The sequence below is a fragment of the Pseudomonas sp. Emmai genome (genome assembly GCF_055179735.1).
Genome location: NZ_CM143685.1, coordinates 6,502,808 through 6,527,372, shown reverse-complemented (window position 1 = coordinate 6,527,372; position 24,565 = coordinate 6,502,808). Strand labels below are relative to the sequence as shown.

Genomic DNA, 24,565 nt, shown 5'->3' with positions numbered 1-24,565 from the left:
CCACGCGGAGCGTGGGAAGGATCATATGCGGGTGGCGTGATAGAGGCTCACATGCCGAAACTCTTCGGGCTCGGCCAGATCGGGCAAGGTCATCGCCTCCAGCATTTCAATGCGCCGGTACAACGGATGACGAAAATCCCGAACCCGCGAATCCGCGACCAAGGCTTCCTTGCCGCGACTCAAAAACTCATCGAGCAGCGGCAGATTCGCCCGGTCATACAGCACGTCGGCCACCAGTATCAGATCAAAGCGATCCGCCTCGGCAAAGAAATCCGTCGAGTAGTTGAGCTGCACCTCATTGAGTTCAGCATTCGCCCGACACGCCGCAATCGCCAGCGGGTCCAGGTCGCAGGCCACCACTTCCAGCGCCCCGGCCTTTACCGCCGCAATCCCCGCCACACCAGAACCCGCGCCAAAATCCAAAACGCGCTTGCCTTTGACCCACTCGGGAAACGCCGCGAGATACCGCGCCATCGCCAAGCCACTGGCCCAGCAGAAACTCCAATAGGGCGGTTCATGCAGGATTCGCCGGGTTTCTTCCGGGCTGAAGGCGCGGTTCATGTTGTCGCCGTCGATCAGCCAGAGTTTCAGGTTGGTGTCCGGCAAATGGCAGGCGACGAGTTGCGCGTCGCCGAGCAGTTCACCTAACGCCTGTTGCAGGTCGAGCGGTGCAATCATGGGGCTTTGACGAATTGCAGTTGGCCCAGGGCCTGGGTTGTCGGCTGGGTGATGGTCTGCGACGGCAGGTGCAGGATCAACTGGCCGGACTGGGTGGCGCGGCCGCGCAGTTCAACCCGGGCACCGACCGGAAAGGATTCCGGGTTGAAACGCAGGTGAAACGGCAGGATTTGATTGGTGCCGATCAGGCTGGAGCTGGCGAGCAATTGTTGCGGGCGGGATTTGTCGTCGATCACCAGCAGCGCCAGTTCCACTTCGGCGCCGGCGGGCACGCCTTGCAGGGTGCCGCTCAATTCACGCTGAAAGGCCGGCAGCGGGCCGAGGTCAGCGGATTCTTTGGCTTTCTTCTGCGCCGCTTGTGGCGCGGGGCCCGGGGTCGGCGGCTGCGGCTTGGGCGCATCGCTGCCGCAGGCCACCAGCAGGCTTAAAACACTGAGCAGGACGAGCGGTCGTAGCGACATTTGTGGCTCCAGCAAGGTGAAATCCATGAATCAAACATATTGCTCGTCTGTATACCGCAAACCCTATGGCTTGTCTTGCCACGGGGATGCGCTACCATGGCCCTCCCTTTTTTTGTTGCCTGCCACCATGCACTGTCCCTTCTGCGGTGCCAACGACACCAAGGTCATCGACTCGCGTCTGGTCGCCGAGGGCGAACAGGTGCGCCGCCGGCGTGAATGCCTGGCCTGCGGCGAGCGTTTCACGACGTTCGAGACCGCCGAACTGGTGTTGCCGCGCCTGATCAAAACCGACGGCAGCCGCCAGCCGTTCGACGAAGAAAAGCTCCGCGCCGGCATGCAGCGGGCGCTGGAGAAGCGCCCGGTGAGTGTCGAGCGCCTCGAATCGTCGCTGGTGCACATCAAACACAAACTGCGCGCCACCGGCGAACGCGAGGTCAAATCCCTCGTGGTCGGTGAACTGGTGATGGCCGAGCTGCAAAAGCTCGACGAAGTCGCCTACATTCGTTTCGCCTCCGTGTATCGGCGCTTCCAGGACCTCAACGAGTTCCGCGAAGAGATCGATCGCCTGGCCCGTGAGCCGGTGAAAGAATGACCACCTCCGCAGAACAAGCCATCCTCGACGCCCATTACATGGCCCGCGCCCTGGAACTGGCGCGCAAGGGTCACTACACGACTCACCCCAACCCACGGGTTGGCTGCGTGATCGTCAAGGACGGGCAGATTGTCGGCGAAGGCTGGCACGTGCGCACCGGCGAACCCCACGCCGAAGTCCACGCGTTGCGTGCGGCGGGTGACAAGGCCCGTGGCGCCACCGCTTACGTGACCCTCGAACCCTGCAGCCATCACGGCCACACGCCGCCCTGCGCTGATGCGCTGGTGAATGCCGGTCTGGCCCGTGTGGTTGCAGCGATGCAGGATCCGAATCCGTCGGTGGCCGGTCGCGGCATGCAGCGCCTGGCCCAGGCCGGGATCGCCATCGAAAGCGGTGTGCTGGAAGGTGAAGCGCGCAAGCTCAACGAAGGTTTCCTGAAACGCATGGAACATGGCTTGCCGTTCGTGCGGGTCAAGTTGGCCATGAGCCTCGACGGTCGCACGGCGATGGAAAGCGGCGAAAGCCAATGGATCACTGGCCCGGCCGCTCGCTCGGCAGTGCAACGCCTGCGTGCCCAGGCCAGCGTAGTGCTGACCGGCGCCGACACAGTGCTGGCCGACAACGCCCGTTTGACCGTGCGCGCCGCCGAATTGGGCCTGGACGCTCAGCAAACCACGCTGGCCATGAGTCGTCCGCCGCTGCGCGTACTGATCGACGGCCGCTTGCGCGTGCCGCTGGATGCACCGTTCTTCAAGGCGGGCCCGGTGCTGGTCGCGACCTGCATGGCGATCGAAGAGCAATACGCCAACGGCCCGGAATGCCTGATCGTGGCCGGCGACGATGGTCTGGTGGACCTGCGCAAACTGCTGGTCGAACTGGCCAATCGCGGGGTCAACGAAGTGTTGGTCGAAGCGGGGCCGCGCCTGGCCGGGGCGTTTGCCCAGCTAGGTCTGGTGGATGAGTTCCAGATCTTCATCGCCGGCAAGTTCCTCGGCTCCTCAGCCCGCCCGTTGCTGGACTGGCCGCTGGCGCACATGAAGGACGCGCCCGAGCTGAAAATCACCGAAATTCGCGCGGTTGGCGATGACTGGCGAGTCACTGCCATTCCTTCTCCAGCCGCGAGCGTATAATTCCCGGCCTGAGCCAAGACGGCCTGTTCTCGAGGAGGACTCCATGTTTACCGGCATCATCGAATCCATCGGCAGTATTCGTGCATTGACCCCAAAAGGCGGAGATGTGCGGGTCTACGTAGAAACCGGCAAGCTCGACCTGAGCGACGTCAAACTGGGCGACAGCATCGCGGTCAACGGCGTGTGCCTGACCGCAGTTGAACTGCCAGGCAACGGCTTTGCAGCGGACGTCAGTCGCGAAACCCTCGACTGCACCGCCATGAATGACCTCAAAAGCGGCAGCCCGGTCAACCTGGAAAAAGCCCTGACCCCGACCACTCGCCTCGGCGGACACCTGGTCAGCGGCCATGTCGATGGCGTGGGCGAAGTGGTTGCCCGCACCGAGAATGCCCGCGCTGTGGAATTCCGCATCCGCGCGCCGAAAGACCTCGCCAAGTACATCGCCCATAAAGGCTCGATCACCGTCGACGGCACCAGCCTGACCGTGAACGCAGTCGATGGCGCCGAGTTCTTGCTGACGATCATTCCCCACACCCTGAGCGAAACCATCATGGCGTCTTATCAGCCAGGTCGCCGGGTGAATCTGGAAGTGGACTTGCTGGCACGTTATCTGGAGCGCCTGTTGCTGGGCGATAAGGCCGCAGAGCCTACAAAATCCGGGAACATCACCGAAAGCTTTCTGGCCCAAAACGGCTACCTCAAATCCTGACTCAAGGGGGTGCCTTGTGGCGCTCAATAGCATCGAAGAACTGGTTGAAGACATCCGCCAAGGCAAGATGGTCATCCTCATGGATGACGAAGACCGCGAGAACGAAGGCGACCTGATCATGGCCGCCGAGTGCTGCCAGCCTGAACACATCAACTTCATGGCCAAGCACGCCCGTGGCCTGATCTGCATGCCGATGAGCCGCGAACGCTGCGAACTGCTGAAGCTGCCACTGATGGCTCCGCGCAACGGTTCCGGGTTCGGCACCAAATTCACTGTCTCGATTGAAGCCACCACTGGCGTGACCACCGGCATCTCCGCCGCCGACCGCGCCCGCACTGTGCAGGCCGCTGCCGCCAAGGACGCCAAGGCTGAAGACATCGTCAGCCCCGGCCACATCTTCCCGCTGATGGCCCAACCGGGCGGCACTCTCGCGCGTGCCGGCCACACCGAAGCTGCTTGCGACCTGGCGCGTATGGCCGGTTTCGAGCCGAGCGGCGTGATCTGCGAAGTGATGAACGACGACGGCACCATGTCCCGTCGCGCCGAACTGGAAACCTTTGCCGCCGAACACAACATCAAGATCGGCACCATCGCCGACCTGATTCACTACCGGATGATCCACGAACGTACCGTTCAGCGGATTGCCGAGCAGCCGCTGGACAGCGAACTGGGCCAATTCAACCTGGTGACCTATCGTGACTCCGTGGAAGGCGACGTGCACATGGCCCTGACCCTGGGCACCGTGTGCGCCGACGAGCCGACCCTGGTTCGCGTGCACAACATGGACCCATTGCGCGACCTGCTGATGGTCAAGCAGCCGGGCCGCTGGAGCCTGCGCGCCGCCATGGCCGCGGTCGCCGAGGCTGGCAGCGGCGTGGTGCTGTTGCTCGGTCACCCGCTCGATGGCGATGTATTGCTGGCACATATCCGCGAAACCGCCGAGCACGTCCCGGCGAAAAAACCGACCACCTACAGCATCGTCGGTGCCGGTTCGCAGATCCTGCGGGACCTGGGCGTTCGCAAAATGCGCCTGATGAGTGCGCCAATGAAATTTAATGCGATATCCGGTTTCGATCTGGAAGTTGTAGAATACGTGCCCTCCGAATAATGACCGGTTGTTTCCGGGCCTTGATTCGCGGTTAACACATCACTGAGGGACGCGTAGAAAACGCGTCCCGGCTCTTTAAGAGATCTAACGAATGACCCTGAAGACCATCGAAGGTACCTTCATCGCCCCTAAAGGCCGCTACGCTTTGGTAGTAGGCCGTTTCAACAGCTTCGTCGTTGAAAGCCTGGTCAGCGGTGCAGTTGATGCCCTGGTTCGCCATGGCGTGAGCGAAAGCGACATCACCATCATCCGTGCCCCTGGCGCCTTCGAAATCCCGCTGGTTGCGCAGAAAGTAGCCCAGAAGGGCGAATACGCGGCAATCATCGCCCTGGGCGCGGTCATTCGTGGCGGTACTCCGCACTTCGAATACGTGGCAGGCGAATGCACCAAGGGCCTGGCCCAGGTGTCCATGGAGTTCGGCGTTCCAGTCGCTTTCGGCGTGCTGACCGTTGATTCCATCGAGCAAGCCATCGAACGTTCCGGCACCAAGGCCGGTAACAAAGGTGCCGAAGCTGCCCTGTCCGCTCTGGAAATGGTCAGCCTGCTGGCACAGTTGGAGGCCAAGTGATTAGCGACGACAGCGATCAGTTCAACCCACGCGATCCAAAGCCTGCGGATGCCGGCAAGCCATCGAAAAGCGTCAAGCGTCGCGAAGCCCGTCAGCTCGCGACTCAAGCGCTGTACCAATGGCACATGGCCAAGCAGTCGCTGAACGAGATCGAAGCGCAGTTCCGGGTCGATAACGATTTCAGCGATGTCGATGCCGCTTACTTCCACGACATCCTGCACGGCGTTCCGGCCCACAAGCCTGAGATCGACGCTGCGCTGTCGCCTTGCCTGGACATCACCATCGAAGAGCTGGACCCGGTTGAACTGGCGGTTCTGCGCCTGTCCACCTGGGAACTGCTCAAGCGCGTCGACGTGCCGTACCGCGTTGTGATCAACGAAGGTATCGAGCTGGCGAAAGTCTTCGGTTCCACCGACGGCCACAAGTTCGTCAACGGTGTACTCGACAAGCTGGCCCCGCGTCTGCGTGAAGCTGAAGTGAAGGCGTTCAAGCGCTGATAAGCGCTTGAATGGCTGCCAAATGGGCGAGTTTGAGCTGATCCGCAATTTCTTCGCCGCCGCGCCTTGTGCGCAGGGCGGCGAGGGCGTTGCACTGGGAATCGGCGATGACTGCGCCTTGCTGGCTGTTCCTCCCGGGGAGCAGTTGGCAATTTCCACCGACACGCTGGTTGCCGGCGTGCATTTCGCAGATCCTTGCGACCCGTTTCTGCTCGGTCAGCGCTCGCTGGCTGTAGCGGTCAGTGACCTGGCCGCCATGGGCGCCACCCCCGTTGCCTTTACCCTTGCCCTGACCTTGCCGACGGTGACCGCCGATTGGCTGGACGCCTACGCCCGTGGCTTGAATGTCATGGCCCAGGGCTGTGGCGTGGCGCTGATCGGCGGTGACACCACCCGTGGGCCGTTGAGCCTGACCCTGACCGTGTTTGGCCGCGTGCCGAGCGGCCAGGCCCTGACCCGCAGCGGCGCGCAGCCGGGGGACTTGCTGTGTGTCGGCGGCGAGTTGGGCAATGCCGCTGGCGCGTTGCCGCTGGTGCTTGGCCAGCGGACTGCGGACGAGGCCATCGCCGATCCGCTGCTGCGCCATTACTGGTCGCCGCAACCGCAACTGGCCCTCGGTCAGGCGTTGCGCGGCCACGCCACGGCGGCGCTGGATATCTCCGACGGCCTGCTCGCCGACTGCGGGCACATCGCGCTTGCTTCGAAAGTCGGCATTCAGATTGACCGGAGCAAGCTGCCGGTGTCCCAAGCGTTGGTGAGCTTCCTCGGCCAGACAGGCGCCGAAAACGCCGCCCTGAGCGGTGGCGACGACTACGTGCTGGCCTTCACCGTGCCGCCCGTCGTTTTGCCCCGGTTGCTGGCGGACGGCTGGCCGGTCCATGTGGTGGGCCGGGTCGTGGCCGGGCAGGGCGTCAGGCTGCTGGACGCCGATGGGCACGACATCACCCCGCAAACCCGGGGTTATCAACATTTTCCGGAGACACCGTGACCGATCATCCCAAGCAGACGCCGGCGGAATTCGTACCGCCTTCGGTCTGGCGCAACCCTTGGCATTTCCTGGCGTTCGGCTTCGGCTCGGGCACCTTGCCAAAGGCTCCGGGCACCTGGGGTTCGTTAGTTGCGCTACCCTTTATCCCGTTGTGGCAGATGTTGCCCGACTGGGGCTACTGGCTGATGCTCGGCATCACCATGCTGTTCGGGTTCTGGCTGTGCGGCAAAGTGGCCGACGATCTGCGGGTACACGATCACGAAGGCATCGTCTGGGATGAGATGGTCGGGATGTGGATCACCCTGTGGCTGGTGCCGGACGGCTGGTACTGGTTGTTGGCGGGGTTCCTGATGTTCCGCTTCTTCGACATCCTCAAGCCGTGGCCGATTCGCTGGATCGACCGCCATGTGCACGGTGGTGTCGGGATCATGCTCGACGACGTATTGGCCGGGGTCTTTGCATGGCTGGGGATGCAGGGGCTGGTGTGGTTTTTCGCCTGAGTGGTGAAGCAGGGATTAGGCATGGCTCGACGCTGGTTGATGGTGGTTTTCGCGATGTTCTGCTCGCTCGCCCAGGCGGGGGACGCTACGCCGACGCCGTCCGTGATTCATCTGGCCAGCGAAGCCTGGGAAGACTACACCGCCGCTGACGGTCATGGCCTGGGCTGGGACGTGTTGCGTGTCATCTTCGAACCGGCCGGGATCAGGCTCGATATCCGCACCGAACCCTACACCCGCGCCGTTGGCCTGGCCCAGCGCGGGGAAGTGGACGCCTGCGTCGGCGCCTATCGCGACGAAACCAGCGACGTGCTTTATCCGCACTGGAACTTCGACTCCGATCACATCTATGCCCTGGGCCTGGCGAGTAATCCGTCGCCGACCCTCGATAATCTCGGCAGTTACCGACTGGCCTGGGTGCGCGGCTACAAGTATCAGGCGTACCTGCCCAACGTGCAGCGCTACAACGAAGTGGTGCGGCGCGCCGGGATCCTGTCGATGCTGACCCACAACCGCGCCGACTATTACATCGATGCGCTGACCGAAATCGATTACCTGCTCGCCCGGGCCAGGGATCCGTCGTTGTTCCGCCGCACCCACATCGCCGAGTTGCCGCTGTACCTGTGTTTTGCCGACAACCCCAAGGCCCGCGCGTTGATGGCGTTGTTCGACCTGCGTATGGAACTGCTGGTGAAAAGCGGCCAGTTGAGACCGATCTTTGCCAAGTGGAAACAGCCTTATCCATTTGATGCGAATTGAACACGGGCCAATGGGCCGGCGGGACTTGGCCGCTTGATCAAACTTTTTGATCGTTATGCCCCATAATTCAGCCTAAGCGTCGGTCGGAACCTGCTGTTACAATGCCGCCTCTGCGAATCTCCAGTACTTATTGATCAGGAGCACACAGGTGCCTGTCGTTTTTGTCGCCGCTTCGAAGCTGCCAACACCTTTTGCGCAATTCACCATGCACGGCTTTCTCGATGAAGAGAACGGGCGCGAGCACGTGGTGCTGAGCCTGGGTGATTTCGCCGACGGTGCCCCGGTGCTCGGCCGGTTGCACTCCGAATGCCTGACCGGCGATGCCTTGTTCAGCCAGCGTTGCGACTGCGGCTCGCAACTTGAGGCCGCGCTGCAGGCCATCGCCCGTGAAGGTCGTGGCGTGTTGCTGTACTTGCGTCAGGAAGGCCGGGGCATTGGCCTGCTGAACAAGATCCGCGCCTACGAGTTGCAGGACGGCGGTGCCGACACCGTTGAAGCCAACGAGCGCCTGGGCTTTGCCGCCGACCAGCGTGACTACGCCATGTGCCTGCCGATGCTGCAGCACCTGGGCGTGAAATCCCTGCGCCTGATGACCAACAACCCACGCAAGGTCAAAGCCTTGACCGACATGGGCATTGTCGTCGCCGAGCGCGTGCCGCTGCACACCGGGCACAACCCGCACAACAAACTGTACCTGGCCACCAAGGCCAGCAAGCTCGACCACATGATGGGCAACGAGCATCAGGGCGAGGCTGATCGGGCGTGACTCGCGGTCAAGTGCGGCGGCGACTGTCCTTCAACTGGTGGCAATACCTGGCGCTGGCCTTGGTGCCGCTGTTCGTGATCAATGGCGTGTTCGGCCAGAGCGAGGCGATCCTGCCGGTGCTGGCGATGCCGCTGTTTATCGCCGGTGTGGCCTCGATGTTTGTCAGCCTGAAGTTTTTCGGCGGCTACAAACATGCGCTGATCGCCACCCAGAAAGCCCTCGATACCCCTGAAGAACCGGCGGCCTGGATTGCCCTGGCAGCCAAGCGTCGTATCGCCTTTCTGGCGGCGAGCCTGCCAGCGTGGATCGGCGCGTTGGCCGTGTTCGTCGGCCTCGAAGCGGTGCCGTTGGTGTTGCTGGCGCTGTCCACCGCGGTGCTGTTCTACCTTTACCGTATCCCGCGTCAACTCGGCTGATGCTGCGCGTCTGGCTGGCGGTTTTGCTGCTGGCCGTCAGCGGCTCGGCTTATTCCGTCGAACGCGTGGTCAGCCTCGCGCCTTCTCTCTCTGAAATCGTCGTTGAACTGGGCTCCGCCGACCTGTTGGTCGGAGTGCTGGATGCGGGTGAGCGTCCGGTCGAACTCAAGCACCTTCCCTCGGTTGGCAGCTATGGCCAACTGGACATGGAACGGCTGCTGAGCCTCAAGCCCGACCTGTTATTGCTCTGGCCCGGCAGCGTCGGCCCGGCCCAGCGGGACCAGCTCAAGCGCTTGAACATTCCCACCTACGTCGCCGAACCCCACAACCTCGACCAGCTAACGGCGCAGATTGAAGCGATTGCCACGCAACTCGGCCGACCGGAGAGGGGCGTAACGTTGGCGGCTGACTTGCGGCAGAAACTGGATAACCTGCGCCAGCGCTATCGCCGGGATACGCCGCTAACGGTGTTCTATCAAGTCTGGGACCGGCCGCTGTACACCGTGGGTGGCGGGCAAATCATCAGCGATGCGCTGGAGGTGTGCGGCGCGCGCAACGTGTTTGCCGACCTGTCCTTGCCAGCGCCGCAGGTCAGCGTGGAAGCGGTGTTGCAGCGCAATCCCGAGGTGATTCTGGCCAGTGATCAGGCGCAGCTCGATGCCTGGAAGGCGTGGCCGCAAGTGGCGGCGGTGGTGCAGGGGCGGTTGTTGCTGGTGACGGACAAGGGATTGGAGCGGCCGAGTGGGCAGATGATTGAGGCGACGGCCAAGTTGTGCCGGATTATCGCGCCGGACCGTTAAGACCGAGTCGCGGCCTTCGCGGGCAAGCCTCGCTCCTACAGGTATCGGTGGCGCCCCTGTAGGAGCGAGGCTTGCCCGCGAAGAGGCCGGCCCAGGCGCCGTTAATCCGGGATCAGAACTCCGGCGTCCAGGTCACCCCAAACATCCACGCCCGACCTTCCTCGCGATACCCATACTGACTGCCGTCAAAACTGTACAACGCCCGGCTGTAGCCCTTGTCGAACAGGTTATCGACCTTTAATTCCAGCTTCACTTCCCGATTCAGCGCCCAACTGCTGCGCAACCCGAACAACGCATAGCCACCCAACGGCTGCTGATTGTTCTCATCGTCATAACTGCCGCTGACCGCCTGCCAACTGGCGCCGAGCCCCAACTGATTAAACTGTCGATCCAGATCCAGACTTAACGTGCGCCGCGCACGCCGGGCCAAGGTGTGACCGCTGTCGCGATCCCGTGGGTCGATGATCGCCACGCCGAGGTTGCTCTGCCAGCCGAACAGTTCCTGTTTCAGCGCGGCTTCGAAACCATTGATCCGCGCCGACGCCACGTTCTGCGGGCGGTTGTTGCTGCCGAAGATGATCGCGTCTTCCAGGTCAGTGCGGTATAGCGACGCTTCCAGGCGACTGGTGTCGGTCAACTGGCTGCGCCATTGCAGCTCATAGCTTTTCGAGGTTTCAGGCTTGAGGTCCGGGTTGCTGTAATCCGGGTAATACAAGTCGTTGAAGGTCGGCGCGCGGAAGCCTTCGCTGTAGGTCAGCAGCACATCGTTGTCCGGGTTCAGCGGCAGGGTGAAGGTGCCGCTCCAACTGTTTTGCCCGCCGAATTGCTGGTTCTGGTCGCGCCGCAGGCCCAGTTCCGTGGAGAACCTGTCCGTCTGATAGCGATGCTGGATAAATGCGGCGCGGTTCCAGCGACTGTCTTCATCGAACGGCGTGCTGCTGTTGATCCGGTCTTCGTACCAGTCGCCGCCGACGATCAGGCTGTTGTGCTCGTTGAGCGTCAGGTCGTTTTGCCAGTTCACCGAATCGCGGTAGGTGTTGAACACCGTGCGTTCATCGCTGAGCTTGTCGAGGGTCTTCTCGCGGTTTTCGCTGTGGCCGAATTCCAGGCGGGTTTTCCATACGTCGTTGATGCGCGCGTCGATGTAACTGCTGACGCTGCTGACATCGAACTCACTGTAAGGCTGCTGCTGGACCGATTCGAAGGTGTTCATGTCGAAGCGGCCGAACGGGTTGTCGAACGCGCTTTTACCGTGGTTATCCAGCACGTTCGCGCCGATTTCGATGTCATCTGTCAGCGCGTGGCTCAGGCTCAAACTCACCGATTTATTGCGGTATTCGTCGTGATCGCCATCGCTGGGATACGACTCATGGGTGCGATTGATCCCGGCGGTTTCATCCAGGCTGGCGCCCAGGTTGAAACGGGTTTTCTCATCGCCGCCGGACAGCCCAAGGCTACGCTCCCACGTCTGGTTGCTGCCAAAACCCACGTGCAGCCGTGGTTGCAAACCCTGTTCGCCACCGCGACGGGTGAAAATCTGAATCACCCCGCCAATCGCATCGCTGCCATAAATCACCGAACGGGAGCCGCGCAACACTTCCACGCGCTCGACCTGTTCGATGTTGATGTGTTGCAGATTGCTGTCGCCGGAGGTGGTGCTACCAATACGCTGGCCGTCCACCAGCACCAGGCTCTGGGCCGATTTGGTGCCGCGAATGTAGATCCCCGGCAAGCTGCCGCGCCCGCCGGTTTGCCCGACTTGCACGCCCGGCACCCGACGCAATAGATCCGTGACGCTGCTCGGTTGCAGGCGATCGATGTCTTCGCGTGTGAACACCGTGTTGGCCGCGCTGCTGTCGTTGCGCGCCTCGACCTGGCGGTTGGCGCTGATCAGCACGTCGGGGAGCTTGAGGGCTTGATCGCGTTCGAAGGTGTCGGCCAGGAGGTGGCCGGCTGGCAACAAGGTCAGCGTCAGGGCGAGGCGGGAGAAATTCATGATGTATTCGTAAAAATCGAAAAAAACGCGGTCCTTGTAGGAGCGAGGCTTGCCCGCGAAAGCGTCTTAACAGGCAACAATGATGTTGAATGTTATGGCCTCTTCGCGGGCAAGCCTCGCTCCTACAGGTCGGGGGTTACTTGGTGAGCAGTTGCAGGCGCTGACGCACCGACGCTTCGATCCCGGCTTCATCCAGTCCGCATTCGGCCAGCATCTGCGCGGGTTTGGCGTGCTCGACGTAGCTGTCCGGCAAGCCCAGGTGCAGCATCGACTTGAGGATGTTTTCCCGGGCCAGGAACTCGCTGACCGCGCCACCGGCGCCGCCCATGATCGCGTTCTCTTCGATGGTCACCAGCAATTCATGGCTGTTGGCGACTTCACGAACCAGTGCTTCATCGAGGGGTTTAACGAAGCGCATGTCGACCACGGTCGCGTCCAGCGTCTCGGCGACTTTCAGCGCTTCAGCCAGTTGCACACCAAACACCAGCAGGGCGACTTTGTTGCCCTGACGGCGAACCACACCCTTGCCTATTTCAATCGGTTGCAGGTCTTTTTCGATCGTCGCGTTCGGGCCATTGCCGCGCGGGTAACGCACTGCCGCCGGGCCGTTGTACAGGTGGCCGGTGGTGAGCATTTTGCGCAGTTCGTTTTCGTCGCTCGGGGTCATCACCAGCATGCCGGGGATGCAGCGCAGGAACGACAGGTCGAAACTGCCGGCGTGGGTCGGGCCGTCTTCGCCCACCAGACCGGCGCGGTCGATGGCGAACAACACGTCGAGGTTTTGCACCGCCACATCATGCACAAGCTGGTCGTAGCCGCGTTGCAGGAAGGTCGAATAGATCGCCACCACCGGTTTCGCGCCTTCGCAGGCCATGCCGGCGGCGAACGTCACCGCGTGTTGCTCGGCAATCGCCACGTCGAAATAGCGCAGCGGGAAACGCTCGCTGAACGCCACCAGGTCCGAGCCTTCCTTCATCGCCGGGGTGATCCCGACCAGACGCGGGTCGGCCGCGGCCATGTCACACAGCCATTCGCCGAACACACCGGAATACTTCGGCCCGCCGGACTTCTTCGGCGCCGCGGCCGGAGCGTCCAGAGGATCGAGTTTGGTGATGGCGTGGTAACCGATCGGGTCGACTTCCGCCGGGGCGAAGCCTTTGCCTTTCTTGGTGACCACGTGCAGGAATTGCGGGCCTTTGAGATCGCGCATGTTGCGCAGGGTAGCGATCAGGGTCGGCAGGTCGTGGCCGTCGATCGGGCCGATGTAGTTCCAGCCCAGCTCTTCGAACAGCGTGCCCGGGACCAGCATGCCCTTAGCGTATTCTTCGGTACGCCGGGCGATTTCCCAGGCGCCGGGCAGGCGCGACAGGACCTTTTTGCTGCCTTCACGCATGCTGGCATAGGTGCGGCTGGAAAGGATTTTCGCCAGGTAGTTCGACAAACCACCGACGTTGCGCGAGATCGACATGTCGTTGTCGTTCAGGATCACCAGCATGTTGGCGTTCACTTCAGGCGCGTGGTTCAGCGCCTCGAAGGCCATGCCGGCAGTCAACGCGCCATCGCCGATCACCGCAATCGCCTTGCGATCACTGTTCTGCAGGCGGGCGGCAATCGCCATGCCCAGCGCGGCACTGATCGAGGTGCTGGAGTGGCCGACGCCAAAGGTGTCGTACTCGCTCTCGGAGCGGCGCGGGAAGGCAGCGACGCCGTCCTTCTGGCGCAGGGTGCCCATGCGCTCGCGACGGCCGGTGAGGATTTTGTGCGGATAGGCCTGATGACCCACGTCCCACACCAGCCGGTCGTCCGGGGTGTCGAACACGTAATGCAACGCGATGGTCAGCTCGATGACGCCCAGGCCGGCACCGAAATGCCCACCGGTCTGACCGACCGTGTAGAGCAATTCCAGGCGCAATTCATCGGCCAGGGTTTCCAGCTCGGCTTCGCCTAACCGGCGCAGGCCGTCCGGCGTGTTAGCGCGGTCGAGCAGGGGCGTGGTCGGGCGCTTGCGGGGAATCTCATGAAACGTCGTGGGCATCAGGCGAATCGTTATAGGTATAGAAGAGGCGGCAGTTTACCCGATGCATCGGCCCCTGCCCACGCGTTACTCTTTTTTGGCGGATACGCTGTCAGCTACGTCGTTCGACGATATAGCGGGCCAGATCGCGTAAAGGCTCGGCGGCCGCGTCAAACGGTCGCAGCGCATGCAGGGCCTGATCGCGCAATTCCAGGGCATAAGCCTTGGCCGCGTCGAGACCGAGCAGGGCCGGGTAGGTCGGCTTGTCGCGCGCGATATCGGCGCCCTGGCGTTTGCCGAGGGTTTCGGTGTCACTTTCGACGTCGAGAATGTCGTCCTGCACCTGAAACGCGAGGCCGATGGCCTGTGCATAGGTCTGCAAGGACTTCAGTTCGTCTTTCTCGGCGCGACCACTGGCCAGGGCGCCGAGTTTGACGCTGACCTCGATCAGCGCGCCGGTCTTGTGCCGGTGCATGTATTCAAGGGCTTTCTGATCCAGCTTCAAACCCACCGAGCCAAGGTCGATGGCCTGACCGCCGACCATACCCGCCGGGCCTGCGGCCAACGCCAGGGCGCTGACCATTTGCAAACGAATCTCTGCGTTCGAGGTGCTCAGGCGCGGGTCGAGCAGGGCGCTGAACGCCAGGCTCTGCAAGCCGTCACCGGCGAGGATCGCGCAGGCTTCATCGAATTTTTTGTGGGTGGTCGGTTGGCCGCGACGCAAATCGTCGTCGTCCATCGCCGGCAAATCGTCGTGTACCAGGGAGTAAGCGTGGATTAGCTCCACCGCACACGCCGCGCCGTTAGCCTGCTCAGCCTTGCCGCCCAGCGCTTCGCACGCGGCGTAGGCCAGCAGCGGACGCACGCGCTTGCCGCCATTCATCACGCTGTAGCGCATGGCGTCATAGAGGCGGGCGAGTTCGGGGCTTGGCGGGTTGAACAGGGTTTCCAGCGCTGCGTTAACGCGGGCCTGGCTGGTCGCCGAATACGCTGCAATCATTCTGGCTGATCCGCTTCAAAGGGTTCCTCGGCCAGCTCGCCATCACGCTCGAGCAGCACTTGAACCTTTTGCTCAGCCTGGGCCAGCGCTGCCTGGCAATCGCGGGTCAGACCGATGCCTTGCTCGAAAGCCGTCAGCGAGTCTTCCAGCGACAACTCGCCGTTCTCCAGTCGCTCTACCAGCGTTTGCAGGTCAGCGAGGGATTGTTCGAAATCCAGTGCAGCTTTTTTGCGGGCCATGGCGGCTATTTCCGGTTGACGTTAAACCGGCGCGACACTAGCAGACATGGGGGTTATGGGCAAATGAGCGGGGGTTTTGACGCAACCTTTGTAGCCGCTGGCGAAGCCTGCGTTCGTTTTGTAGGAGCAAGGCTGCTACGGATCGTGTTGTGGCATCAATCAACGCCAGGATGGTTAATTGCGTAGCGCGTACTGCGCCCGCCACCAGGAAGGCGTTGGAGACAGCCCTTTTCCAGCAATTCAGCCAGATGACGCGTCGCCGTCGCCTTGGACACCTTCGCCACCGCCTGATACTGCGCCGCGCTGATCCCTTGCTCGAAACCGCGCTCCCCGCCATCCAGCAAGCGGTTCAGCACCTTGGCCTGCTCCGCCGTCAACGTTGATTCTCGATGCACCTGCCAGAACCGCGCCTTGCCCAGCACGGATTCAATCCGCGCCATCGCCTGCTGCAAGCTGCGCAGCAGGGTTTTCAGGAACCATTCCAGCCACTCGGTGATGTCCGATGTTGCCTTCTGACTGGCTTCCAGCACTCGGTAGTACCCGGCGCGATCCTCAAGGATGCTCGCCGACATCGCATAAAAACGAATGGCCTGCGCTTCGCCCTGGGCCAATGCCAGATCGGTAATGGTACGCGTCAGGCGCCCGTTGCCGTCTTCGAAGGGATGCAGGGTGACGAACCAGAAGTGCGCAATCCCGGCCCGCAGCAATGGGTCCAACTGTTCCTGGCCCCGACTGTCTTCAAACCAAGTGAGGAAAGTGTTCAATTGCTGCTCAAGGCCCAGGCGAGGTGGTGCCTCGAAGTGAACGGTCGGCCTGTCGAGTCGTCCTGAAACCACCTGCATCGGCTCATCACCGCGTAATGCACCGACCCGGATCGAATGGGCAGAGAAGTCCGCTTCCTGATCCGGAAACAGCCACGCATGCCATTCCAGCAATCGCTCCAACGTCAGGGGCTGCGCAAACTGCTGGGTGGCATCGAGCATCAACTGCGCCAGCCCTTCGCTGCGTTGGCTGACGTGGTCGCCATCGAGCTGTTCCAGCCCCAAGCGCCGCGCCAGGGATGAGCGAACCGAGCCGACATTCAGCGATTCGCCTTCAATAGCCGAGGACGTCACGATGTTCTGCAGCAGTGCGTCCAGTTCGCTCTGGGCGCTCAACGAACTGCCCACGGAACTGGCCATCCCCATCAACCGACCTTGCGCCTGCACGCACGCGCGCATTAGCGGCGCCAAGCGGTCGGCCTGCCAATTGAAGTTCGGCCAGTCGGGCTGTTGCCAGATCCAGTGCGACGCCATGAATTCGGGTACTCCAAGGTCAATGAGCCGAATAATAGTCTTATTCGGCTCATTTCGTGAGCCGAATAACCTCGCTATTCGGCTCACACCCAACAATCACCGTGATTTTCACCACAAATAAAGATGTATCTGATTGTTAAAAAATCGCTACATCGCTAACCTTCGTGCCTTCTACGACCCGATAGTCATGGGTCATTTTGACGAAACGCAGTTTTTGCAGCTGTAACGCGCCGAGGACCGGGCGCAGGGTTTCGTTGTGCATGGCAGGAGGCGTCACATGCGTTGCTTTCTTTCACTGCTGATCATGCTGGTCTGGGCCTGCGCGGCCCGGGCGGAGCCGACGGCCGAGTTGTCGGAGCCGGTAGGCGGCTGGCGTTACAACGGCTTGCTCGACCGCAGTGAAAACCCGCAAGTTGCCTATCCCACGCCGCCCATCGACCGGGGCGTGCAACGCAATCGCACGATGATCGAAGGCCAGCTCAAGGCCATCGGCACCCAGCGCGGGCCGCACACGCTGGCGGTCAACGGCAATCCACTGAACCTGTACACCGACGACGAAGGGCGTTTCGCCCGGCCGTATGCGTTTGGCGCCGGCTCCAACAGCGTCGAAGTGCGCAGCGCCGAAGGCAAATCCCTCAAGCGCGTTCAATTCTATGAAGCCAACAACCTGCGCACCCCGGCGCGGATTCGCGTGGTGCTGGGTTGGGACGACCCGAAAGCCGAACTCGACTTGCACATCATTACCCCGGACGGCCAGCACGCGTTCTTCGCCCATACGGCGTTGACCAACGGCGGCGGCCTGGACCCGGACGGTGTCGATGGTCCCGGCCCGGAAATGTTCACCATGACCGCGCCGATGCACGGCACCTATCTGGTTTACGTGAACTATTGGGGCAACTTCGGCAGCGAAGGCTATAACTTCGATGAGACCAGCAACCAGAACGAGGTCATCACCTCGCAGATCAACCTGGTGCTCAACGAAAACACCGTCGACGAAAAACGCGAGACCTTCATCGTGCCCCTGCGGGCCATCGGTGACCTGTTGCTGGTCAAGACTTTCAACTATTAAGCATCCCGCTCCACGGATGAACTGCTGAGCTTTGGGAACATGAGCGTGAACATGAGCGATAACACGATTTCACCAGCGGCTTCTCCGGCCGCCGAAACCCCTGCCGCCAAACCTCCACGGCGCTGGCCTGCCGTGCTGATCGGGCTGTGCCTGGTGGCTGGCGTGGCGGGCGGGTTGGGCTGGTTCATGCACAAACCCAAAGAGCCGCTGGCGGTGTTGGCCAGTGACAAACTGGGCATGGGCCGCCCGGACGGTCTGCTGGAAACCCATTCCTTGAGCCAATTGCCCAAGGACTTGCTGGCCGTGCCGTTCCTCAAGGAAACCCTGACCGAAGATTTCGTCTTCTATTACGAAGCCCACGCCGATCGCCTCGGCTTGATCGGCAGCCTGCGGCGGATCATTTACGAACATGACCTGAAATTGCAGGACAGCCTGATCGAGCAACTCTTCGATCAACCGGCAGACGTGGCGCTGTGGCGTGGGGCGGACGGTCGCCTCAAAGATTTCCTGTTGGTGATGGATCGCGGTGGCCTGGCCAAGCTGCTGGAACCGCTGGCCAAAGTCGCGCTGGATGACACACAACTGACCCAGGTCGGCACCGTGAAAGTCGGCGCCGATGACGTGGCGCTTTATCAACTGACCTACAACGCCACCAAGTCGCTGCTGTTCGCCTCCCATGGCGACAAACTGGTGGTGCTGTCGAACCCGGCCAAGCTGTACGAAGGCGGCCATGGTCCGGTCGATGAACCGGGCATGGTTTCGACTCAGTCGCTGGAAGCCCTGCTCGGCGGCCAAAAACTGTTCCCCGAAGCCTTCGGCCTGCAACCCCGCGCGCCGGAAGTGAAGCAACGCCTGTCGGTCAACGCCAGCGTATTGGCCATGGGTTATCAGCGCTTCATCCCGAACTTCGCCGGCCTGCGTTTCGACATGGACGACAAGGGCTGGCACAGCTTCCTCGCCATGGACGAATTGGATAACCAACCGGACTTCGATTTCAAACCGATCTGGCAAGCCATGCCGATGGGCGCCAGTGCTTGCGTAGCCTTGCCGCTGGCGGCGGAGCAACAGAAACCGCTGCTGGTCAAACTCGGCGCCGAAGAAAAAGTCGCCCAGGCCCTGACCGAACACATGGCCGGCGCGGCGGGCCTGTGCTGGTACGCCGATTCGCGGCTGTACACGCCGCTGCTGGTGGCCAGCCTGAATGACAGCGACAGCGCCAAACTCGACGGCGACCTGGGCAACCTGTTTGGCTCGATGGTCGGCGCCTATGAAGGCAACGTCGAAGAACACGCCTTCCCGGTGGTCGAGAAAAAGGAAGGCGAAAGCCATCAGTGGCAACGTCAGGTCAGCTCCAACTTCGGTCCTTATAAAGCCAAGGACGCCGAGAACCCGGACGCGATCACCGGCAAGGCCTTCATGAAGGTCAGTCTGGCGCGCCACGGTTCGACCCTGCTGTTTTCCCTCGACGACAAGCTCGTGGATAAAGCCCTCGGCACCCTCGACAAACGCTTCCCGCCGATGGCCGACGTGGTGCCGAAAGACCTGCTGATGCCGGTCTACTTCGGCCCGGATTCCATGGCCCAGCTGATGCAACAGGAAACCCTCGACAGCCTGCCGCAAGACATGGAGCCGGTGTTCTACAACGCCGCGCAAACCTACCTGATCCCGAAACTGCGCAAGCTCGGCGGCTACGGCAAATACGCGTTGACCCTGCCTAAAGGCAGCGAACCCGACGGCCACTGGCAATGGTTGCCGCTGGAGTGGAAAGCCCTGTGACAGCCCTTATCCGAGGCCTCGGTCTGCTGGCGATGTTGCTGGGCAGTCGGGTGTTCGCCACCGAAGCCGCGCCGTTGGATGCGCAGCAATCCCAGGTGTTCCGCGCCTGGTTCGTGCGCATCGCCCAGGAACAACTGACCCAAGGTCCGAGCCCGCGCTGGTTCCAGCAGGATTGCGCGGGCCTGGTGCGTTTCGCCGCCAACGAAGCGCTGAAAGTCCATGACGACAAATGGCTGCGCAGCAATGGCCTGTCCAACCGCTACCTGCCGCCGGAACTGCAACTGAGCGAGGCCCAGCGCGGCCTCGCCCAGCAATGGCAGCAGGGCGGCGGCAAGGTTGGGCCGTACGTCAACGCGATCAAATTGATTCAGTTCAACAGTCATCTGGTCAGCCGCGACGTGTCCCAGGCCCGGCCCGGCGACCTGATGTTTTTCGATCAGGGCGACGACCAGCACCTGATGATCTGGATGGGCCGCTACATCGCCTATCACACCGGCACCACCACCCCCACTGACAACGGCATGCGATCCGCGAGCCTGCAGCAACTCATGACATGGAAGGACACCCGATGGATACCCGACGCAGCCAACCCCAACTTCATCGGCGTCTATCGACTGAACTTTCTCTCCCAATGATCGGTGCCCGCATGCTGCGTATCTGCTCAAAAATTCCTTTGCTGTTGGCCTTGTTGGTTCCTATTGCCACGGTCAGTGCCGAAGACACCGTCGAGCCGAGCGGCTATACGCCGGTGGCCGGTGAAAGCTTTTTCCTGCTGGCCGACAGCAGTTTCGCCGCCGACGAGCAGGCGATGGTGCGCCTCGAAGCGCCGGGTCGCGACTATCGCCGGTTCCGCATGGAGCCTTACGGCGGCGCCGACATTCGCGTGTACCGCATCGACAAGCCGCTGGATTTCCTCAAGCGCCAGAAGAACCTGCATCGCGTGGTCAGCGACGGTCAGTTCAAGGGCGAAGGCCTGTCGAACACCCTCGCGTACCTGTGGGACAACTGGTATCGCAAATCCCGGCGCGTGATGCAGCGGGCGTTTTCCTACGAGTCGCGTAAACAAGTCACCGAGGAAGTGCCAGAGCTGAAGATGGGCACCGCGATTGCCGCGCCAACGCCTTACGACGCTCAGCCGCAATTCGCGCTGATTCCGGGCCTGCCCGTTGTCAGCCAATTCCGTTATCCGCTGTGGGAAGCCAAACCGATCCAGCCGCCTGCGGGCGTGAACCTGGCCGGTTCGTCCAGTGAATTCGTCAGCGTGGCACCGGGCAATGTGTACATCCCGTTGGGTCACCTGAAACCGGGCCTGTACCTGGTGGAAGCGCTGATCGGCAAGTACCGCGCAACCACCATGGTCTTCGTCTCCAACACCGTGGCGGTGAGCAAGATTGCCGGTGATGAATTGCTGGTGTGGGCCGCGCGCAAACACGAAGGCAGTTCGGTGCCGAAAGTGAATGTGCTGTGGACCGATGGCCTGGGTGTGATGAGCAGCGGTGCGACCGATGCTGATGGTTTACTGCGCCTGAAACACGTCAGCCCCGAGCGTTCGTTCGTGATCGGCGAAGACGAAGAGGGCGGGGTGTTTGTCTCCGAGAACTTCTATTACGACAGCGAAATTTACGACACCAAACTCTATGCCTTCACCGACCGGCCGCTGTATCGGCCGGGGGATTGGGTGTCGCTGAAAATCGTCGGTCGCGAGTTCAAGAACGCCCGGGATTCTGTGGCGCCGACCGCTGCCGACGTCAACGTGACTGTGCTCGATGCCACGGGCACAGCGCTGCAATCCCTGGCGCTGAAACTGGATTCCAAGTCCGGCACCCAGGGCCGTTTCCAGTTGCCGGACAACGCGGTGGCGGGCGGTTATGAATTGCGTTTCAGCTACAAGGATCAGGCCTACAGCAGCGCCTTCCGCGTCGCCGAATACATCAAGCCGCACTTCGAAATTTCGTTGAACCTGGCCAAGCAGGACTACCGCACCGGCGAACCGGTGAAGGGCAGCCTGGTGCTGCTGTACCCGGACGGCAAACCGGTGGCCGACGCCAAATTGACCCTGAGCCTGCGCGCCCAGCAACTGTCGATGGTCGATAACGAACTGCAATACCTCGGGCAATTCCCGATTGAGCTGACCAGCACCGAACTGACCACCGACGCCAAGGGCAACGCGACCCTCGACCTGCCAGCGGCCGACAAACCGAGCCGCTACATGCTCACCGTGTTCGCCAGCGATGGTGCGGCGTATCGGGTCAAGACCACCAAGGAAATCCTGATCGACCGTGGAGCTGCGAGCTTCAGCCTGCGTGCGCCGCAACGCTTCAGCGCGGTGGGTGACAAGGTTGCCTTCAGTTACGTGAACGAAGGCGGCAGCGAACAGACCAAAGCCGTCACCCCGAGCAGCTACAGCTGGGTACGCCTGGAAGACCAGACCACCGGCGACGGCAAACTCAGCGCGAAAGACAAAGGCTTCAGCGTGGCGTTCGCGCGGCCGGGCACCTACAACCTGACGTTGAAGGATGACCATGGCCGCGTGGTCGGCGCCACCGGGCATTCGGTCACCGGCGAGGGCGTCAAAGCCGTGCCGGGCACCGTGGAAATCGTCCTCGACAAACCCGAGTACAAGGCCGGCGACGAAGCCATGGCGTTGATCACCTTCCCGGAGCCGGTCAGCGATGCGCTGCTGTCCCTGGAACGGGACAAGGTCGAGGCCACGGCGCTGCTGTCCAAGGGCGCTGACTGGCTGAAGATGGAAAAACTCAGCGACACCCAATACCGCGCACGGATTGCGGTGAAGGATAACTTCGCACCGAACCTGACCTTCTCCGTGCTCTACACCAAGGGCGGCCAGTACAGCTTCCAGAACGCCGGCATCAAGGTGATTACGCCGCAAATCGACGTGGCCATTGCCACCGATAAAGCGTCGTATCAGCCGGGGGATACCGTGTCGGTGGACCTCACCACGCAGTTCGCCGGCAAGCCGATTCCGGCGCACCTGACGGTCAGCGTCGTGGATGAAATGATCTACGCGCTGCAACCGGAAGTCGCGCCGACCATCGACCAGTTCTTCTACCACCCGCGCCGCAACAACGTGCGCACCAGCGCCAGCCTGTCGTTCATCAGCTATGACGTGGCGTTGCCGGGCAGCCCCGGCGCGCCGGGCAAAGCCAACCGCAGCGAACGTGGAGTGAAGGTGCTGGAGCGGCCCCGTCGTGAAGACGTCGACACCGCCGCGTGGCAGCCGGAATTGATCACCGACGCCAACGGTAAGACCCGCTTCACCTTCAAGATGCCGGACTCCCTGACCCGTTGGCGCATCACCGCCCGGGCCATCGCCGATGACGGCCAGGTCGGGCAGAAGAAGCAATTCGTGCGCTCGGAAAAACCGCTGTACCTGAAGTGGAGCGGCCCGACCAAGTTCCGCAATGGCGACAAGCCGGCCCTCGGCGTGTTCGCCTTCAGCCAGGCCGAGAAACCGGTCAAGGCTGAGCTGGTGATCCATTACGGCGGCGCCGAGCAGCGTATGCCGGTGACTCTGAACAGCGGCATCAACTACATCGCGCTGCCGGCGTTTGCCCTGGCGAGCGGCGACTGGACCGCCGAGCTGGTGCAGGACGGCAAGACCGCCGACGCCCTGGCCGTGCGCCTGACCGCGACCGGCGAAGGCTGGCAGGTCACGCAAAGCCAAGTGGTGGACGCGCTCAGCGGCGATACCGCGCTGACCTTGCCGGCCGACGCGACGGACATTCGCCTGCGTCTGGATGACAGCCCGCAAGCGCTGTTCCGTTCGGCCCTCGATGATCTGCTGAGCTATCCGTACGGCGGCGTCGAGCAGACCGCCAGTCGTTTGTTGCCACTGAGCATTGCCTATCCTTCGCTGTCGTCGAACCCGCAGGTGCGTGATCGCTTGCGCCTGATCATGCAAAACAGCCGTCTGCGCCTGGTGCAAATGGCCGGGCCGTCGGCGAGCTTCACTTGGTGGGGCCAGGACGGCGAGCCGGACGCGTTCCTCACCGCTTACGCCTATTACGCCGACTGGTACGCCAGCAAAGCCCTGGAACTGAGCCTGCCGCCGGAGCATTGGCAGCGGGTGTTGGAGGTGTATTCGAAGCAGGCGAAGAACACGCCGCTGCTGCAACGGGCGCTGATCCTGTCGTTCGCCAAACAGATGCAATTGCCGGTGAACACCTTGCTCAGCGGTTTGATGGATGACCTGGCGAAGGCCGGCGACGGCAACGCGGCGAACCTGATGGACGATGGCGAAGACAGCCTGGTCATGAGCGATCCGGATTCGGCGCTGGGCCTGGCGGCGGCGCGTGCGCTGACCTCTTCCCTGGCCAAGCAATCCAAGGTCACGCTGCCCGATGCGTTCAATCGGCAAGTGCCGGACGCGCAACAACGTCTGGCCGTGAGTTCGCAGCCGTTTGCCGAAGCCTTGAACCTGTCGCTGCAAGCTTTCGATCAGGCTCACGCGCAACAGTTGTTGCAACGCCTGCTGCCACAGCAATCGACCCTCGAACGCGCCCTGGCGCTGAGCTGGTTGCAACACAGCATCGAGCAGGCGTCGCCGACCATCGCCCTGGCACCGGGTGAAGGCTGGAAGAAAAACTACGGCAGTACCGGCGAGATGTACTGGACCTGGCAGGGCGCTACTCCGGTACCGGCGGCGTTGTCGCTGACCGGGACCCAGGAACGTCCGCTGCGTGCCGCGCTGAGCTACCAGACCCAGCAACCGGCCATCGACCCGATGGCCGTGACCATCACCCGTCGCCTGTCGCGTCTGGTGCCGGGTGACGAAGCGTTCGAATTCAAACTCGAAGCGGTCGGCACCAAGCCGTTGTCCAGCGACAGCCTGTACCTGGACGAAGTGATCATCACCAGCAAAGCTGCCAAGCCGCTGCGCTACGGGATGATCGAAGTGCCGCTGCCACCGGGCGCCGATGTCGAGCGCACCACGTGGGGCATCAAGTTGCTGGGCAAGGCTGGCACCGAACCGACCGCGCTGGAGAAGGCGCGCTTCGAACCGGGCCAACTGGCCTACGCGATTCCGGTGGACGCCTTGAGCGGCGAATTGCGTGTGCGGCATCTGGTGCGTTTCTCGCAGAAAGGCCAGTTCAATCTGCCGCCGGTGCGTTTCACCCAGGTCTATGCGCCACAGCATCAGGCCCAGGAACAGAAACCGGCGCTCGGCCAGGTCACGGTCAACTGAC

Annotated in this window: 23 protein-coding genes; 16 read left to right on the top strand and 7 right to left on the bottom strand. The window is 62.2% G+C overall.

Annotation, left to right across the window (positions count from 1 at the left end):
* Nucleotides 1-21: 21 nt before the first annotated feature.
* Together ACY4LX_RS30005 and ACY4LX_RS30000 are read right to left on the bottom strand one after the other, a co-directional pair.
* Nucleotides 22-678, bottom strand: coding sequence for a class I SAM-dependent methyltransferase (locus ACY4LX_RS30005; protein ID WP_463258600.1), 657 nt, complete (start codon nucleotides 676-678; stop codon nucleotides 22-24).
* Nucleotides 675-1,139 (bottom strand): hypothetical protein, encoded by a 465-nt coding sequence (locus tag ACY4LX_RS30000; RefSeq protein WP_463258599.1) that lies wholly within the window; start codon nucleotides 1,137-1,139, stop codon nucleotides 675-677. The genes ACY4LX_RS30005 and ACY4LX_RS30000 overlap by 4 nt, the downstream gene beginning before the upstream one ends.
* Nucleotides 1,140-1,266: 127 nt before the next feature.
* Here ACY4LX_RS30000 and nrdR point away from each other — a divergent pair, with 127 nt between their 5' ends.
* From nrdR to ACY4LX_RS29940, 12 genes are all read left to right on the top strand, one after another.
* Entirely contained in the window at nucleotides 1,267-1,731 is a 465-nt protein-coding gene (nrdR, locus tag ACY4LX_RS29995) for a transcriptional regulator NrdR (protein ID WP_003228656.1), read from the top strand.
* A complete protein-coding gene (gene ribD, locus ACY4LX_RS29990) occupies nucleotides 1,728-2,861 on the top strand; it encodes a bifunctional diaminohydroxyphosphoribosylaminopyrimidine deaminase/5-amino-6-(5-phosphoribosylamino)uracil reductase RibD (RefSeq protein ID WP_463258598.1) in 1,134 nt (377 codons plus the stop codon). Before nrdR ends, ribD begins: the two co-directional genes overlap by 4 nt.
* Nucleotides 2,862-2,904: 43 nt before the next feature.
* A complete protein-coding gene (locus ACY4LX_RS29985) occupies nucleotides 2,905-3,570 on the top strand; it encodes a riboflavin synthase (protein WP_463258597.1) in 666 nt (221 codons plus the stop codon).
* A gap of 16 nt (nucleotides 3,571-3,586) precedes the next feature.
* On the top strand, nucleotides 3,587-4,678 hold the full coding sequence (ribBA, locus tag ACY4LX_RS29980; RefSeq protein ID WP_133837507.1) for a bifunctional 3,4-dihydroxy-2-butanone-4-phosphate synthase/GTP cyclohydrolase II: 1,092 nt from the start codon (nucleotides 3,587-3,589) through the stop codon (nucleotides 4,676-4,678).
* A 91-nt stretch (nucleotides 4,679-4,769) separates the two neighbouring features.
* Nucleotides 4,770-5,246: a 6,7-dimethyl-8-ribityllumazine synthase gene (gene ribH / locus ACY4LX_RS29975; protein WP_003185938.1), complete on the top strand. Its 477-nt coding sequence runs from the start codon at nucleotides 4,770-4,772 to the stop codon at nucleotides 5,244-5,246.
* Nucleotides 5,243-5,743, top strand: coding sequence for a transcription antitermination factor NusB (gene nusB / locus ACY4LX_RS29970; RefSeq protein WP_123509921.1), 501 nt, complete (start codon nucleotides 5,243-5,245; stop codon nucleotides 5,741-5,743). The genes ribH and nusB overlap by 4 nt, the downstream gene beginning before the upstream one ends.
* A gap of 22 nt (nucleotides 5,744-5,765) precedes the next feature.
* On the top strand, nucleotides 5,766-6,731 hold the full coding sequence (gene thiL, locus ACY4LX_RS29965) for a thiamine-phosphate kinase (protein WP_463258596.1): 966 nt from the start codon (nucleotides 5,766-5,768) through the stop codon (nucleotides 6,729-6,731).
* A complete protein-coding gene (locus ACY4LX_RS29960) occupies nucleotides 6,728-7,231 on the top strand; it encodes a phosphatidylglycerophosphatase A family protein (RefSeq protein WP_149660941.1) in 504 nt (167 codons plus the stop codon). The genes thiL and ACY4LX_RS29960 overlap by 4 nt, the downstream gene beginning before the upstream one ends.
* A gap of 21 nt (nucleotides 7,232-7,252) precedes the next feature.
* Nucleotides 7,253-7,987, top strand: a complete 735-nt coding sequence (locus tag ACY4LX_RS29955) for a substrate-binding periplasmic protein (RefSeq protein ID WP_463258595.1) — start codon at nucleotides 7,253-7,255, stop codon at nucleotides 7,985-7,987.
* Nucleotides 7,988-8,135: 148 nt separating this feature from the next.
* Nucleotides 8,136-8,753, top strand: a complete 618-nt coding sequence (ribA, locus tag ACY4LX_RS29950) for a GTP cyclohydrolase II (protein ID WP_054052350.1) — start codon at nucleotides 8,136-8,138, stop codon at nucleotides 8,751-8,753.
* On the top strand, nucleotides 8,750-9,169 hold the full coding sequence (locus tag ACY4LX_RS29945) for an MFS transporter (RefSeq protein WP_149660939.1): 420 nt from the start codon (nucleotides 8,750-8,752) through the stop codon (nucleotides 9,167-9,169). Before ribA ends, ACY4LX_RS29945 begins: the two co-directional genes overlap by 4 nt.
* Nucleotides 9,169-9,969 (top strand): cobalamin-binding protein, encoded by an 801-nt coding sequence (locus tag ACY4LX_RS29940; protein ID WP_463258594.1) that lies wholly within the window; start codon nucleotides 9,169-9,171, stop codon nucleotides 9,967-9,969. The genes ACY4LX_RS29945 and ACY4LX_RS29940 overlap by 1 nt, the downstream gene beginning before the upstream one ends.
* Before the next feature lie 112 nt (nucleotides 9,970-10,081).
* Here the strand turns inward: ACY4LX_RS29940 and ACY4LX_RS29935 are convergent, their stop codons facing one another.
* From ACY4LX_RS29935 to ACY4LX_RS29915, 5 genes are all read right to left on the bottom strand, one after another.
* Nucleotides 10,082-11,965 carry a TonB-dependent receptor domain-containing protein gene (locus ACY4LX_RS29935; RefSeq protein WP_463258593.1) on the bottom strand — a complete coding sequence of 628 codons (1,884 nt, stop codon included), beginning with the start codon at nucleotides 11,963-11,965 and terminating at the stop codon, nucleotides 10,082-10,084.
* 136 nt (nucleotides 11,966-12,101) lie between these two features.
* On the bottom strand, nucleotides 12,102-14,000 hold the full coding sequence (dxs, locus tag ACY4LX_RS29930) for a 1-deoxy-D-xylulose-5-phosphate synthase (RefSeq protein WP_149660936.1): 1,899 nt from the start codon (nucleotides 13,998-14,000) through the stop codon (nucleotides 12,102-12,104).
* A gap of 91 nt (nucleotides 14,001-14,091) precedes the next feature.
* The gene (ispA, locus tag ACY4LX_RS29925) at nucleotides 14,092-14,979 is read right to left on the bottom strand and encodes a (2E,6E)-farnesyl diphosphate synthase (RefSeq protein ID WP_463258592.1); all 888 of its coding nucleotides are present in this window, start codon (nucleotides 14,977-14,979) and stop codon (nucleotides 14,092-14,094) included.
* Nucleotides 14,976-15,218, bottom strand: a complete 243-nt coding sequence (locus tag ACY4LX_RS29920; RefSeq protein ID WP_056743654.1) for an exodeoxyribonuclease VII small subunit — start codon at nucleotides 15,216-15,218, stop codon at nucleotides 14,976-14,978. Before ACY4LX_RS29920 ends, ispA begins: the two co-directional genes overlap by 4 nt.
* A gap of 155 nt (nucleotides 15,219-15,373) precedes the next feature.
* Nucleotides 15,374-16,513 carry a Fic family protein gene (locus ACY4LX_RS29915; RefSeq protein WP_463258591.1) on the bottom strand — a complete coding sequence of 380 codons (1,140 nt, stop codon included), beginning with the start codon at nucleotides 16,511-16,513 and terminating at the stop codon, nucleotides 15,374-15,376.
* A 277-nt stretch (nucleotides 16,514-16,790) separates the two neighbouring features.
* Here ACY4LX_RS29915 and ACY4LX_RS29910 point away from each other — a divergent pair, with 277 nt between their 5' ends.
* Genes ACY4LX_RS29910 through ACY4LX_RS29895 form a run of 4 tightly spaced genes read left to right on the top strand, consistent with a single transcriptional unit; the run spans nucleotide 16,791 to nucleotide 24,564 of the window.
* Nucleotides 16,791-17,582, top strand: a complete 792-nt coding sequence (locus ACY4LX_RS29910; RefSeq protein ID WP_463258590.1) for a YfaP family protein — start codon at nucleotides 16,791-16,793, stop codon at nucleotides 17,580-17,582.
* 51 nt (nucleotides 17,583-17,633) lie between these two features.
* Nucleotides 17,634-19,358, top strand: a complete 1,725-nt coding sequence (locus ACY4LX_RS29905; RefSeq protein ID WP_463258589.1) for a DUF2138 domain-containing protein — start codon at nucleotides 17,634-17,636, stop codon at nucleotides 19,356-19,358.
* Nucleotides 19,328-19,993, top strand: a complete 666-nt coding sequence (locus ACY4LX_RS29900) for a DUF1175 domain-containing protein (RefSeq protein WP_372242362.1) — start codon at nucleotides 19,328-19,330, stop codon at nucleotides 19,991-19,993. Before ACY4LX_RS29905 ends, ACY4LX_RS29900 begins: the two co-directional genes overlap by 31 nt.
* Entirely contained in the window at nucleotides 19,990-24,564 is a 4,575-nt protein-coding gene (locus ACY4LX_RS29895) for an alpha-2-macroglobulin family protein (RefSeq protein WP_463260656.1), read from the top strand. The genes ACY4LX_RS29900 and ACY4LX_RS29895 overlap by 4 nt, the downstream gene beginning before the upstream one ends.
* Nucleotide 24,565: the final 1 nt, after the last annotated feature.

Excerpts from the sequence above, each read along its gene's own strand:
- ACY4LX_RS29895 (WP_463260656.1), top strand. The coding sequence starts at position 19,990 with ATGATCGGTGCCCGCATGCTGCGTATCTGCTCAAAAATTCCTTTGCTG.
- ACY4LX_RS29985 (WP_463258597.1), top strand. The coding sequence starts at position 2,905 with ATGTTTACCGGCATCATCGAATCCATCGGCAGTATTCGTGCATTGACC.
- ACY4LX_RS29940 (WP_463258594.1), top strand. The coding sequence starts at position 9,169 with ATGCTGCGCGTCTGGCTGGCGGTTTTGCTGCTGGCCGTCAGCGGCTCG.
- ACY4LX_RS29900 (WP_372242362.1), top strand. The coding sequence starts at position 19,328 with ATGGTTGCCGCTGGAGTGGAAAGCCCTGTGACAGCCCTTATCCGAGGC.
- nrdR (WP_003228656.1), top strand. The coding sequence starts at position 1,267 with ATGCACTGTCCCTTCTGCGGTGCCAACGACACCAAGGTCATCGACTCG.
- ispA (WP_463258592.1), bottom strand. The coding sequence starts at position 14,979 with ATGATTGCAGCGTATTCGGCGACCAGCCAGGCCCGCGTTAACGCAGCG.
- ACY4LX_RS30005 (WP_463258600.1), bottom strand. The coding sequence starts at position 678 with ATGATTGCACCGCTCGACCTGCAACAGGCGTTAGGTGAACTGCTCGGC.
- ACY4LX_RS29955 (WP_463258595.1), top strand. The coding sequence starts at position 7,253 with ATGGCTCGACGCTGGTTGATGGTGGTTTTCGCGATGTTCTGCTCGCTC.
- ribH (WP_003185938.1), top strand. The coding sequence starts at position 4,770 with ATGACCCTGAAGACCATCGAAGGTACCTTCATCGCCCCTAAAGGCCGC.
- ACY4LX_RS29915 (WP_463258591.1), bottom strand. The coding sequence starts at position 16,513 with ATGGCGTCGCACTGGATCTGGCAACAGCCCGACTGGCCGAACTTCAAT.
- ribD (WP_463258598.1), top strand. The coding sequence starts at position 1,728 with ATGACCACCTCCGCAGAACAAGCCATCCTCGACGCCCATTACATGGCC.
- ACY4LX_RS29935 (WP_463258593.1), bottom strand. The coding sequence starts at position 11,965 with ATGAATTTCTCCCGCCTCGCCCTGACGCTGACCTTGTTGCCAGCCGGC.
- ACY4LX_RS29905 (WP_463258589.1), top strand. The coding sequence starts at position 17,634 with ATGAGCGATAACACGATTTCACCAGCGGCTTCTCCGGCCGCCGAAACC.
- ACY4LX_RS30000 (WP_463258599.1), bottom strand. The coding sequence starts at position 1,139 with ATGTCGCTACGACCGCTCGTCCTGCTCAGTGTTTTAAGCCTGCTGGTG.
- thiL (WP_463258596.1), top strand. The coding sequence starts at position 5,766 with ATGGGCGAGTTTGAGCTGATCCGCAATTTCTTCGCCGCCGCGCCTTGT.
- ACY4LX_RS29920 (WP_056743654.1), bottom strand. The coding sequence starts at position 15,218 with ATGGCCCGCAAAAAAGCTGCACTGGATTTCGAACAATCCCTCGCTGAC.
- ACY4LX_RS29910 (WP_463258590.1), top strand. The coding sequence starts at position 16,791 with ATGCGTTGCTTTCTTTCACTGCTGATCATGCTGGTCTGGGCCTGCGCG.
- dxs (WP_149660936.1), bottom strand. The coding sequence starts at position 14,000 with ATGCCCACGACGTTTCATGAGATTCCCCGCAAGCGCCCGACCACGCCC.